Below are 12,441 nucleotides of genomic sequence, written 5' to 3'. Positions count from 1 at the left end.
CAGGCAAAATAGAGAACGGGGGGACTTTCATGGCAAAGGCTTATATCAACGGCAAATTTTACACAATGGAAAAAGAGCACGACGTCTGCCAGGCGGTTGTTGTGGAAAACGGTAAATTTGTTTACTGCGGCAGCAATGACGGCGCGGTTCAGATGGCGCAGGAGATTGTCGACTTGGGCGGGGCTGCGGTCCTGCCTGGAATGATTGACACGCACCAGCATCTGTTTGCCTCCGCACGCAACCTGACACGGCTGGACCTGAAGCATGTGACCACCATGGCTGAACTGCTTGAGCGGGTTCGTCAGCGCGCTGAAGAGACTCCGGACGGACAGTGGATCCTGGGAGCCGGGTTCGATCAGGAGATTTTCACCGATCAGCGTGTGCTGCCCACCCGGGAGATGCTGGACCGGGTCAGTCCCCGCAATCCCGTGGTCCTGTCCCGCTACTGCGCCCATATGTTTTCCGTCAACTCCATGGCGCTGGCCGCCGGCGGCATTGGCCGCGGCTTCCAGCCCAAGGTTCCCAATACCGTGGAGTTTGACGCAGACGGGGAGCCCACCGGAGTTCTGTTTGACGCCGCCGGCTCGGACGTTATCGCCCTTGCTCCCGATCCCCTGAAATCCCTGGAGGCGAAAAAGGATATTCTGGAAAAAGCCTGCCGCGACCTGAACAGCCACGGCCTCACCGGTGTACACCCCATCCAGGGCCTGCACTGCGACCTCCCCGAGTATTTAGACGCCTATCAGGAGCTGAACCGTGAGGGCCGGCTGACTGTCCGCGTCTATGTGAATTATGATGAGCTGCCCGGCCAGAACCTCCACTTCCACACCGGCCTGGGCGACGACATGGTAAAATACGGCTTTTATAAGCTGTATCTTGACGGCAACTTGGGCGGCCGCAACGCCTATATGACCGAGCCCTACGCGGACGATCCCGGCAACGCGGGCACGCCCAACTACACCCAGGAGGAACTGAACGCTCTGGTGCGGGCCGGCTACGAACGCGGATTCCAGGTCGGCGCCCACGCCATCGGCGACCGTGCGGTGGAGATGTTTACCACCGCGATCGAGACAGTCTATTCAGAGCATCCGAGGCCGGACGCCCGGTTCCGCATGATCCACCTGGCGCTGCTCAGCGATGAGCTGATCGAACGGATCAAGAAGCTCCCGGTGGTCATCGACATGCAGCCCCTGTTCATCTCCACGGATTTGAAGTGGGTGGGCAGCCGGGTCAGAGAGGAGCGTCATAAGTACTTATACTGCTGGCGCCGCCTCATCGACGAGGGGCTGATCCTGACGGCGGGCTCCGACGCCCCCTGCGAAAGCTACGATCCCATTGAGGGCATATACGCGGTGGTCAACCGCAAAGATATGTCCGGTTTCCCGGAAGGCGGCTGGTATCCTGAAAACCGCGTCACCGTGTATGAGGCGGTGGCCATGTTTACGAAGAATGCCGCGTACTCCTCCTACGAAGAAGACATCAAGGGAACCATCGCCCCCGGCAAGCTTGCCGACTTTGTGGTGCTGGACTCCGATCTCTTTGAAGTGGACCCCATGGCAATCAAGGATATCCATGTGGAAAAGACCTATCTTGGCGGCAAGGAAGTTTACTCCCGCAGATAATGTTTGATCGAATGAAGAGAGGGTAGATCCACGAGATCTAAAAAGCGGAATTCAGCGGGCACCTGCCTGCTTGATTCAAATAGGTAAATAGAGAATAGGAGGAATTTCAATGGTAAAAAAATACGAGGAGCTGAAAGGCAAAAGAGTCGTTGTCACTGGCGGCGCCAGCGGCATCGGCAAGGCAACTGTTCAGCGCTTTGTAGATGAGGGCGCCAAAGTCGTGGCGTTCGACATCAACGAAAAAGCGCTGGAAGCCGTGAAGGCGGAAATCCCCGGCCTGGCCGGCACCGTCGCAGTGGACGTCAGCAGTGAAGAGAGCGTTGTCAACGGCTTCAAAAAGGTTGACGAGCTGATCGGCGGCATCGACGTTCTGGTCTCCAACGCGGGCATCAGCGTCCGCAAGAAGTTCGTGGAAACCGATTTTGCCCAGTGGCGCAAGGTCATGGGCATCAATCTGGACGGCATGTTCCTGTGCTGCAAAGAGGCCGTGTCCCGCATGATGCCCCAGAAGTCCGGCGTCATCCTGATGACTGCTTCCACCAACGGCATGGAAGGCCATCCCTATTACACCGACTACAACGCATCCAAGGCCGGCGTGATCCTGTTAGGCCGCTCCCTGGCTCTGGAGTGCGCTCCCTACCTGCGGGTCAACTCCGTGTGCCCCGGCTATGTGCTGACCCCCATGCAGCGCGCTGAGTACACCGACGAAATGCTGGCAGTGGTCAACGAGGGCATCCCCATGAAACGCCACGCCGAGCCTGAGGAAGTGGCCGCTCTCTATGCGTTCCTTGCCTCTGATGAAGCCAAGTACATCACCGGCCAGCACATTCCCATCGACGGCGGCGAAACCGCCTGATCGGTGAAACAGAAAGGCGCGATCAATTTGAAAACAGCATATGTAAACGCAAATGTCATCACCATCAATCCCGCTCAGCCCAGGGCTGAAGCGTTTTTGGTGGAAGACGACAGGTTCGTCAGGGTCGGCAGCCGGGAGGAAGTCCTTGCAGCCGCCGGTTCCGACGCGGCTGTGGTGGATCTTTCGGGCAACACCGTGCTCCCCGGATTCAACGACAGCCACCTGCACCTTTTGAATTTCGCCTACTCCCGCACCAAGATCAATCTGTACGGGACCGGTTCCATCGCGGAGGTGCAGGAGCGCTCCAGAAAGTGGCTTTCAGAGCGCAGGCCAGCCCCCGGGTCCTGGGTCTCCGGCGCCGGCTGGAACCAGAGCTCCTTCCCGGAAAAGCGGACCCCGAACCGGGATGATCTGGACGCAATTTCCACGGAGTACCCCATAATCTTCACCCGCGTGTGTGAGCATATCGTGGCGGTCAACTCCAAGGCCCTGGAGCTCATCGGCATCGATGACTCCACCCCCAATCCGGAGGGCGGCGAGATCGAGCGGGACGCCACCGGCCGCGCCACCGGCGTGCTGAAGGAAAACGCCCGGTATTTGGCCTATTCCAAGGTTCCCGACAAGAGCGTCGCCGAAATCAAGGAGATGCTCTATGATGCCATCGACTTCGTCTCCAGGCTGGGTCTCACCTCCGTTCAGACGGACGACTTTGAGACCTTCTCCTCCAAGAACTGGAAGAACGTCATCCAGGCTTATCAGGAGCTGGAGGCCGAGGGCAGGCTGAAGGTCCGCGTCTATGAGCAGTGCCTGCTGCCCCAGATCGACCGGTTCAATCAGTTCCTGTCCGCCGGCTACAAGACCGGTGTGGGTTCCGACATGTTCAAGATCGGGCCTCTCAAGCTGTTGACGGACGGTTCCATCGGCCAGCGTACCGCCTATCTCAACGCGCCCTACTCCGACGACCCCAGCACCCGCGGTATCCATGTCTTTACCCAGGATGAGCTGGATGAGCTGATCTGCACGGCATATGCCAACGGGATGCAGGTTGTCTGCCACGCCATCGGCGACGGCGCCATGGACATGGTGCTCAACGCCTATGAAAAGGCGCAGAGCGAGCACCCTGTGGAGGACCCAAGAAGCGGCATCATCCATGTTCAGATCACCACAAAGGAAATCCTGAACCGTATGCTCAAAAACCACATCCTTGCCTATGGCGAGCCGATCTGCGTGGGCGCCGACATGCACTGCGTGGAGGACCGGGTGGGCAAAGAGCGTATGAAGGAATCCTATGCCTACCGCACCATGAATGAAATGGGCCTTCGGGTCCCCCTTTCCTCTGACTGCCCTGTGGACTCTGTCAACCCCATCGACAGCGCTTACATCGCGGTCAACCGCAAAGACCTCACTGGCTGGCCGGAGGGCGGCTGGTATCCCGAGGAGCGCCTGTCCATCGACCAGGTGCTCAAGGGCTTTACCCTGGACTCCGCCTACGCCTCTTTTGAGGATGGCACCAAAGGCAGCGTGGAAGCCGGCAAGTACGCCGATTTCGTCGTACTCAACGGTGATCCCACTTCCGTCGACCCCAGCGATCTCCGCTCCATCTCCGCCGTTGGCACATATCTGGGCGGCAAACAGGTGAATTGACTGTTTGTCAAAAATCAGGCCGGATCTGTGTGTTCCGGCCGAAAGAGAGAGGAATCTATTATGGAAAACAACGAACAAAACTATTTCCGTCCAAAAACCTGGGTATCCTTTGTCATTATGGCTTTCCTGGTTGCGGCCATGTGTTCCGCCATCTTCCTGACCGGCCAGCAGCTGCACATCACCATGCTGACCTGCATGGGCTTTTGCATCCTGATGCTGGTGCTCACCGGCTGCCCCTATTCCAAGATTGAAGAAGCCATCATCTCCAGCGGCAACCTGACCATTCCCACGCTGATCATCCTGTACACCATCGGCGCCGTGATGGGCTCTTGGATTGCCAGCGGCACGGTACCCATGATCATCTACTGGGGCCTGAAGCTGATCAGCCCGGGCCTGTTCCTGACCACCGCCTGCATCGCCTGCATGATCACCGCCATGGCCACCGGCAGCTCCTGGTCCACCATCGGCACCGTGGGCGTCGCTCTGATGGGCGTCGGCATGGGCCTGAATATGAACCCCGCCATGACCGCCGGCGCCATTGTCTCCGGCGCCGCCTTCGGCGACAAGATGTCCCCCATGTCCGATACCACCAACGTGGCCCCCGCTGTGGCCGGCGCAGACCTCTTTGACCACATCAAGGCCATGGTCACCACCGGCGGCCCCGCCATCGTGATCGCCCTGGTGGGCTTCACCGTTATGGGCATGTCCGCCAGCGGCGACGCCAACAGCGAGACCATTGCCCAGATTCTGGATTCCCTGAACAGCATCTTCCACCTGAACCTCACCACCCTGATTCCCCTTATTCTGGTGCTGGCCCTCGCCATCATGAAGTTCCCCGCCTTCCCGACCCTGCTGATTTCCGCACTGGTGGCGGCCGCCATGGCGATCCTGGCCCAGGGCCAGAGCATCCCAAGCATCATGAGCATCATGGAAAACGGCTTTGTCTCTGAGACCGGCTTCTATGACATCGACAAGCTCCTCTCCCGCGGCGGTATGTTTTCCATGCACTACACCGCCAGCCTGACCGTCATCGTCATGGCCTTCGGCGGCATCCTTGAAAAGTGCGGTGTCCTTGACGAGATCCTCAGCAAGATGCGCGGCCTGACCCGCACCGTGGGCACCATGGTCTGCACCACCGTAGTGATCGAGATTCTGCTGAACCTGGTCACCGCCAGCCAGTACATGACCATCATCCTTGGCGGCAAGCTGATGATGCCCGTCTACAAGGAGAAGGATATGCTGCCCCAGTGCCTGTCCCGTACTCTGGAGGACTCCGGTACCGTCACCTCCCTGCTGATTCCCTGGAACCTGTGCGGTGCCTTCGCCTCAGCGGCGTTGGGCGTGGGCTGCTTTACCTACCTGCCTTTTGCCCTGTTCAACTGGATCTGCCCGCTGATCGCTGTTGTCTGGGGCTTTACTGGTCTGTTCCAGTGGAAGACCGGTCAGAAACCCAGCAAGAAGACCTACCGTCCTGTGGACTCTGAGGCGCCTGTCTCAAAGTAACATGACGCACAGCACGAATCCCAGCATACGGAACCGCCAAAAAAAACTCCGATCGTTGCTAAAAGACCAGTGAAAATTTGTAACTTCTAAAGTCTATATAAAACGGAAAGGATGTTCATTCAATGAGTACAGATACCAAAAACAAGGGCCCGAGAGAGGAATCCGTAGGACTGGCAATCTTTAAGTTCCTGCCCCTGCTCGTCTTCATCCTGCTGGTTATCTTCCTTCAGCTTGACCTGTTGGTTGCCGCCCCCATCGCCGTTTTCGCTGCCGTTGTGGTGAGCATGTACGTCAACCGCAACAACTTCGACGCCGCCTTTGAATTCGGCGTCAACTCCGTCCGCAGCATTGTCATGGTATTCTTCGTCAGTATGTTCGCCTACGGCGTAGGTGAGTGCTTCATGGCCACCGGCGTCGGCGCTGCCATCATCAACCTCTCCCTGGCAGCCGGCGTCACCGGTCAGACCATCGCCCCACTGTCCTTTATTCTGACCTGCCTGCTGTCCCTGGCGACCGGTACCTCCTGGGGCACCTTTGCCGCCTGCGCCCCCATCTTCCTGTGGCTGAACTACATCTTAGGCGGCAACACCGTCCTGGTGCTGGGCGCCATTGCCGGCGGCTCCTGCTTTGGCGACAACATCGGCATGATCTCCGACACCACCGTTCTTTCCTGCGGCATGCAGGACATCAAGATCATCGACCGTGTAAAGCACCAGGGCCCTTGGTCCCTCATCTGCGTCGTGCTTACGCTGATCATCACCTTTGCGATGTCCCTCTCCCTGCCCTCCACTCAGGGCAGTCTGGCCGAGGCTCTGGAAAACATTCCTCCCGAGGCCTACGCGGCTCTGGAAGTGGAGCGCCCCGCCGCACTGGCTCTGCTGGAGCAGGTCCAGACCGGTGTCCCCATTTACATGGCCATCCCCTTCGTTGTGGTCATCGGCACTGCCTTCACCGGCATGAACACCATGCTGTGCCTGGGCTGCGGCATGGTCTCCGCCATGATTTTAGGAACCTTTGCCGGCACCTGCACCCCCATGACCTGGCTGAACGACATGGTCCTGTCCGCGTTTGGTGAGTCCGGCAGCTGGGCCATCGTCATGATGATGTGGGTCGCGGCCTTCGGCGGCATCATGAACAGCATGAACGCCTTCCAGCCACTGGCGAATCTGGTTAGTCAAGCTGTCCAAGAATGTCCACCATCTGATGGGCTGGTGCGGTATTCTGTGCGTCGTCGGCAACGCCGCCCTGTCGGATGAGTCCGCTGAGATCGCCACCTTCTCCCCCATCGTCCGCGGCATCGTCGAGGAGAACGTGGAGGCCACGGAGGAAGAGCACTACAGACTTCGTACCCGTCTGGCCACCTTTACCGACGCCTTGGGCGTGTACGGCTCTGAGATGATCCCCTGGCACTGCTTCCCCGTGTTCTACCTGGCCATCGCTTCCGCTGTGTTCCCCATCGTCGACATCAGCGTCTGGGACATCATCAGAAACAACTGGATGTCCATGATCTCCGTGGTCAGCATCCTGGTCCTCACCTTCACTGGTTTGGATCGCTTTATCCCTCTATTCAGACTGCCCGATGTGAAGCTGAAGAAAGAGGCCAAGGCGGCAAAGTAAATTCGATCCACTCTATTTGCACATAACAGGGAAGAGGCGCGCCGCAGATGCGGCGCGCCTCTTCCCTGTTCTCTTTTCATTTTCTTTTTCCGGCGTTGTGGCGCTCCTTGATCCACTCTTGATTGAAGAAAGTCTCTCGGACGAAGCAACGGGATTCTCATCTTTTGCGGGGCGCTTCCCCGCCCCTGATATCAACTGCGTGAAAAAGCCCCCAAGGCAAATGCCTTGGGGGCTTTTTATGGAAATACGGTTTGTGCTGATTGAGGCGGCTTACTTCAGCTCGACCTTTGCGCCGGCCTCTTCCAGGGTCTTCTTCAGGGTCTCGGCCTCGTCCTTGGAAACAGCTTCCTTCAGGGTCTTGGGAGCGCCTTCAACGGTGGCCTTGGCCTCGGCCAGGCCCTGGCCGGTGATCTCACGGACAGCCTTGATGACCTTGATCTTGGCAGCGGCGTCAAAACCGGTCAGAACAACGTCAAAGTCGGTCTTCTCCTCAGCAGCGGGAGCAGCGGCGCCAGCGGCGGGAGCGGCCATGGCAGCGGCGGAAACGCCGAACTCTTCCTCCAGAGCGTGAACCAGCTCGGACAGTTCCAGAACGGTCAGAGCCTTGATCTCTTCGATCATAGCAGTAACTTTTTCAGACATTTGATTAGCCTCCTAATAGTAAATTTCAGATTTTAGTACCGCTGGTTATTCAGCGGCGGGAGCAGCCTCTTCAGCTGCGGGAGCGTCCACAGCGCCGTTCTTTTCGGCGATCTGCTTCAGGACGCAGGCCAGACCGGAAATGGGGGCCAGCATGGTGCCCAGCACCTGAGCCTGCAGAACAGGCAGAGCGGGGATGGAAGCCAGCCGCTGGATGGTCTCCATGGGGACAACCTTGCCCTCCATAAAGCCGCCCTTGATCTCGAACTTGCCGTCCAACTTCTTGGCAAAGCCGGACAGGACCCGGGCGGGAGCCACGGGATCATCGGACAGGGCCAGAGACGTAGTGCCGTTGAGCAGCTCGTCCAGCTCATTGAGGCCAACGTTGTTGAATGCAAAGCGGAGCAGCGTGTTCTTCACCACGGCATAGTCCACACCGCTTTCGCGGCACTCACTGCGCAGAGCGGTATCCTGTGCAACGTTGATGCCCTTGTAGTCGACGATCACGCCCGCCGCGGCTTTCTGCAGCTTTTCAGTCAGATTGGCGACAATGGCTTGCTTCTCACTGAGAACTTTTGCGTTAGGCATACTTGTTTTCACCTCCAGAGATTGATCGGTGCGTTCAAAAAGAAAACCGTCCTTGTGCGCAAAGACACAAGGACGGGTAGCAATCGCTTGCTGTCCTCGGCAGGTCTTATGGGGAATTCCCCTCCTGCTGTCTTTGGAACGCATCATTTAGTATATCAAACCGACAGAATTTGTCAAGAGACAATTTCGCGGCAGATACCGAACGTGGAATAATTAGACCTTGGCGGCGTTCATCTTCACGCCGGGGCCCATGGTGGAAGCAGCAACGCAGCTTCTCACATACTGGCCCTTGGCGGAGGCGGGCTTCGCCTTGATGATGGCGCCCATCAGGGCGTTGTAGTTGTCCGTCAGCTTCTCAGGGCCAAAGGACACCTTGCCGATGGGGCAGTGAATGATGTTGGTCTTGTCCAGGCGGTACTCAATCTTACCGGCCTTGACTTCCTTCACAGCCTTTGCCACGTCGGGAGCCACGGTTCCGGCCTTGGGAGAGGGCATCAGGCCCTTGGGGCCCAGCACCTTACCAAGACGGCCCACCACGCCCATCATATCGGGGCTGGCGATGACCACATCAAAATCAAACCAGTTTTCCTTCTGGATCTTCTCCACCAGGTCCATGTCGCCCACATAGTCGGCGCCGGCCTCACGGGCGGCGTCGGCCTTATCGCCCTTGGCGAACACCAGGACGCGGACGGTTTTGCCGGTGCCGTGGGGCAGCACAATGGCGCCGCGGACCTGCTGGTCGGCGTGACGGGAGTCAACGCCCAACTTCACGTGCAGTTCGACGGTCTCGTCAAACTTGGCGGAAGCTGTCTTACAAATCAAACCAAAGCCCTCGGCAGCATCGTACAGGGTGTTCTTGTCGATCTGCTTCGCGCTCTCTTTATACTTCTTGCCTCTAAACAATGTTACTTCCTCCTCATAGTGGTTATTCGGAATACTCCTCCCACTGTATGGAACGGCCTAAGCCGCTCAAATATGTGAGTATTTTTGCGGTTGCCGTGACGAATCAGTCGCCCACCACGACGCCCATGGAACGGGCGGTGCCGGCGACCATGCTCATGGCTGCTTCCAGGCTGGCCGCGTTCAGGTCCTTCATCTTAAGCTCGGCAATCTTCTGAACGGAAGCCTTGGAGATGGTGGCCACCTTGGTCTTGTTGGGGACGCCGGAGCCGGACTCGATGTTGCACTCCTTCTTGATCAGGACAGCCGCGGGAGGCGTCTTGGTGATGAAGGAGAAGGAGCGGTCGGCGTAGACCGTGATCACGACGGGGATAATCATACCCATGTCGTTCTTGGTGCGCTCGTTGAACTCCTTGGTAAATGCAGCGATATTGACGCCGTGCTGACCCAGGGCGGGTCCGACGGGGGGCGCGGGAGTTGCCTTGCCCGCGGGGATCTGCAGTTTTACATAACCGGTAATTTTCTGTGCCACGAAGTAGCACCTCCTAATTGAATAATGTGGTGTCGGCCGCTCTGCGGCCGGATTTGGCGGGGCCGGAGCCCCTCCCACTTGGTATGCCGCCGAGGCGGCCTGTTATTTCTGAGTCTCCACCTGGTCAAGCTCAAGCTCCACCGGTGTCTCTCTGCCGAACATGGACACCACGACCCGGACCTTGTTCTTCTCCGGCTCGATCTCCTCCACGATTCCCATAAAGCTGGCCAGCGGGCCGTCCACGATCTTCACATGGTCGCCCACGTTGTACTTCACGACGATCTCGTGTTTCTCCATGCCCAAGGCAAGCACCTCCTCCTCGGAAAGAGGAATCGGCTTATTGGCAGAACCGACAAACCCCGTCACACCGCGGACATTGCGCACCAGGTGCCAGGTCTCATCGGTCAGAACCATTTTGATCAGCACGTAGCCGGGAAACACCTTCCGCTCCACTTCCTTGCTGGCGCCGGAATCGGAAACCTCGGTGACCATCTCCATGGGGATTTCCATCTTCAGGACCATATCCTCCATGCCGCGGCCCTTGACAAACTTCTCAATGCTGGTCTTTACGGCATTTTCATAGCCGGAATAGGTATGCAGCACATACCACTTAGCGCTATCAGCCATACCGGTCCCCTTAACCTGCGAAGGCGCCGATCAACAGCTGAATGGCGTTGACGGCCACATAGTCAAAGACCCAGATGCATACGCCAATCGCCAGAGAACAGAGCAAAACCGTACCGGTGTTCTTTGCCACGGTCTTGCCTTCAGGCCAAACGATCTTTTTTAGTTCGCTTTTCATCTCGCGGAACCAACGGCCGCGATCCTTCTTTTTCTTTTCCTCTGCCATGTTCAGTTTACACGCCCTTTCTCATTCGTCCGTTTTTCCATTACTTGGTCTCGGTATGAAGCGTGTGCTTACGGCAGAAGGGGCAGTACTTGTTCATCTCCAGACGATCCGGGTCATTCTTCTTGTTCTTCATCGTGTTATAGTTTCTCTGCTTGCACTCGTTGCATCTCAAAGTGATCTTAACGCGCATCTAACGGCACCTCCTTATTATTGGGCGATCCGCTCTTCGGGATCGCCGCTTGCCTCCCTGCTTTGGGAAAAGGAATTCTCTGCCCTGCGTAAAAAGCGAAAAAAGCGCATGACAAAAAAGCCCTTTTTCACAGGTAAGTATAAGTTTAACACAGGAAAATCATCAGGTCAATCACTTTTTCAGCTGAATCCGAAAATTTCCCGCCCTTCCGCAACGGTTGTGTGCTCAATCGGACACATTCCCCGTTTTCCGGCGGCGGCAGATTATATGATAATGAAAACAGCTCAAAGAGCTATTGTTCTATGCCCGCTCTGCGCCATGCCTGTCATTTCAGCCGCGCCACGGAGCGGCGCATGGCATGTTTTATTGCACGGCAATAAAACATCAAACGGAAATAAGGAGTTTTCTATGCGTATCATGGCCATCGACTACGGCGACGCCCACACCGGCATCGCCATCTCTGACCCCACCGGCTTTCTGGCCGGCCACACCGACACCATCCACTCCAGGCGCCAGGAGCAGGTAGTGGCGGAGCTCTGCAAGCTGTGCCGGACCCATGGCGTGGAGGAGCTGGTGCTGGGCCATCCGCTGAATATGGACGGCACCCGCGGTCCCCGGGCGGAAAAGGCGGAGGCCATGGCGGAGATTCTGCGGCGCTCCACAGGGCTTCCGGTTGCGCTGTGGGATGAGCGGCGCACCACCATCGACGCCCATCAGATTCTTATGGGCGCGGGCAAAAACGCCAAAAAACGAAAAAAAACCGTGGACGCAGTGGCTGCCGCGCTGATTCTGGAAGGGTATCTCACCTTTAAAAAGAGTCAGGATGAGCTATGATGCCCGCGCCGGAACATAAGAAAGCCGCCCCCAACAGGAGGCGGCTTTTTCACGCTCTTTTACTCGGGGATGTCCCACTCCACGGAGGTGATCACGCCGCCGGTGACTTCGATGAACTCACTCTTTACGATGTGGTCGCTCTTGCCCACGCGGATCTCCTGGGACCCCACCTCGGAGGTGATGACCGCGGTGTTTGCCACCGTGCCCTCCAGAGAGAAGACCAGGTCCACCTTGCCGTACTCCTCCACCCACTGTCCGTCGGCGGTCATCACGTAATGGGGCTCCTTCTCCACGCCCACGATGTTCACCGAACACAGCTCGCCGTTTGACATCACCTGGGAGGGAATGTATTTGAGGGCTTCGTCGTAAACCCGCTCATTGATCTCCTCACACTTCACCGTGTACTTGATGCCGATGCGGTTGCTTTCCCCTCCGGAACCCGAGCCCCGGTTGAGCAGCTTATAGCCCACAAACGCCACCACCACGACCAGCAGTATGATCACAAGGAAGTCGATGATATTCAATTTCCCGAACAGCTTCTTCTCTTTCATGGCAAACTCCTTTGCTTGACCTTATGGGACAGGCACTGTATAATACTTTCGTCAACTTTGACATTGTACCATGGTTTTTCCATCGGCACAAGTCCCATTCTTCATTCTTTACGAT

At 57.5% G+C, this 12,441-nt stretch carries 15 protein-coding genes and 1 other annotated feature; of the genes, 7 read left to right on the top strand and 8 right to left on the bottom strand.

The features are described 5' to 3' along the window. The first annotated feature begins 29 nt into the window (after positions 1-29). From KQI82_RS08050 to KQI82_RS15660, 6 genes are all read left to right on the top strand, one after another. Positions 30-1,622 (top strand): amidohydrolase, encoded by a 1,593-nt coding sequence (locus tag KQI82_RS08050; protein ID WP_216632292.1) that lies wholly within the window; start codon positions 30-32, stop codon positions 1,620-1,622. A 109-nt stretch (positions 1,623-1,731) separates the two neighbouring features. Next, positions 1,732-2,478 carry an SDR family NAD(P)-dependent oxidoreductase gene (locus KQI82_RS08045; protein ID WP_216632291.1) on the top strand — a complete coding sequence of 249 codons (747 nt, stop codon included), beginning with the start codon at positions 1,732-1,734 and terminating at the stop codon, positions 2,476-2,478. 27 nt (positions 2,479-2,505) lie between these two features. Then, positions 2,506-4,122, top strand: a complete 1,617-nt coding sequence (locus KQI82_RS08040; protein WP_216632290.1) for an amidohydrolase — start codon at positions 2,506-2,508, stop codon at positions 4,120-4,122. A gap of 60 nt (positions 4,123-4,182) precedes the next feature. Then, on the top strand, positions 4,183-5,625 hold the full coding sequence (gene nhaC, locus KQI82_RS08035) for a Na+/H+ antiporter NhaC (protein WP_216632289.1): 1,443 nt from the start codon (positions 4,183-4,185) through the stop codon (positions 5,623-5,625). Between the two features lie 122 nt (positions 5,626-5,747). Beyond that, positions 5,748-6,881 (top strand): Na+/H+ antiporter NhaC family protein, encoded by a 1,134-nt coding sequence (locus KQI82_RS08030; RefSeq protein WP_241426663.1) that lies wholly within the window; start codon positions 5,748-5,750, stop codon positions 6,879-6,881. Then, positions 6,829-7,242: a hypothetical protein gene (locus tag KQI82_RS15660; RefSeq protein ID WP_241426662.1), complete on the top strand. Its 414-nt coding sequence runs from the start codon at positions 6,829-6,831 to the stop codon at positions 7,240-7,242. The genes KQI82_RS08030 and KQI82_RS15660 overlap by 53 nt, the downstream gene beginning before the upstream one ends. A gap of 270 nt (positions 7,243-7,512) precedes the next feature. Here KQI82_RS15660 and rplL read toward each other — a convergent pair whose 3' ends face one another. From rplL to rpmG, 7 genes are all read right to left on the bottom strand, one after another. After that, positions 7,513-7,884, bottom strand: coding sequence for a 50S ribosomal protein L7/L12 (gene rplL, locus KQI82_RS08025; protein ID WP_187331984.1), 372 nt, complete (start codon positions 7,882-7,884; stop codon positions 7,513-7,515). A gap of 45 nt (positions 7,885-7,929) precedes the next feature. Further along, entirely contained in the window at positions 7,930-8,469 is a 540-nt protein-coding gene (rplJ, locus tag KQI82_RS08020; RefSeq protein WP_216632288.1) for a 50S ribosomal protein L10, read from the bottom strand. 31 nt (positions 8,470-8,500) lie between these two features. Beyond that, positions 8,501-8,624, bottom strand: a sequence feature (ribosomal protein L10 leader region). Positions 8,625-8,682: 58 nt separating this feature from the next. Then, entirely contained in the window at positions 8,683-9,372 is a 690-nt protein-coding gene (rplA, locus tag KQI82_RS08015; protein ID WP_187331986.1) for a 50S ribosomal protein L1, read from the bottom strand. Positions 9,373-9,475: 103 nt separating this feature from the next. Beyond that, positions 9,476-9,901 (bottom strand): 50S ribosomal protein L11, encoded by a 426-nt coding sequence (rplK, locus tag KQI82_RS08010; protein WP_187331987.1) that lies wholly within the window; start codon positions 9,899-9,901, stop codon positions 9,476-9,478. Positions 9,902-10,003: 102 nt separating this feature from the next. Further along, positions 10,004-10,528, bottom strand: a complete 525-nt coding sequence (gene nusG, locus KQI82_RS08005; protein ID WP_187331988.1) for a transcription termination/antitermination protein NusG — start codon at positions 10,526-10,528, stop codon at positions 10,004-10,006. Between the two features lie 10 nt (positions 10,529-10,538). After that, positions 10,539-10,751 (bottom strand): preprotein translocase subunit SecE, encoded by a 213-nt coding sequence (gene secE, locus KQI82_RS08000; protein ID WP_216632287.1) that lies wholly within the window; start codon positions 10,749-10,751, stop codon positions 10,539-10,541. A gap of 40 nt (positions 10,752-10,791) precedes the next feature. Continuing rightward, positions 10,792-10,941, bottom strand: a complete 150-nt coding sequence (gene rpmG, locus KQI82_RS07995) for a 50S ribosomal protein L33 (RefSeq protein ID WP_187331990.1) — start codon at positions 10,939-10,941, stop codon at positions 10,792-10,794. Positions 10,942-11,349: 408 nt separating this feature from the next. Between rpmG and ruvX the strand changes: the two genes are divergently transcribed. Then, positions 11,350-11,775: a Holliday junction resolvase RuvX gene (gene ruvX, locus KQI82_RS07990; protein WP_216632286.1), complete on the top strand. Its 426-nt coding sequence runs from the start codon at positions 11,350-11,352 to the stop codon at positions 11,773-11,775. 59 nt (positions 11,776-11,834) lie between these two features. On the opposite strand, the gene KQI82_RS07985 is transcribed toward ruvX, so the two are convergent. Further along, complete coding sequence (locus KQI82_RS07985; protein ID WP_216632285.1) at positions 11,835-12,326, bottom strand: DUF4330 domain-containing protein; 492 nt, start codon at positions 12,324-12,326, stop codon at positions 11,835-11,837. Between the last annotated feature and the right edge of the window lie 115 nt (positions 12,327-12,441).

This window comes from Dysosmobacter acutus (genome assembly GCF_018919205.1).
Taxonomy (GTDB): domain Bacteria; phylum Bacillota; class Clostridia; order Oscillospirales; family Oscillospiraceae; genus Oscillibacter; species Oscillibacter acutus.
Note: the sequence above shows the minus strand (reverse complement) of the source record. Positions and strands in the feature narration are given on the sequence as shown.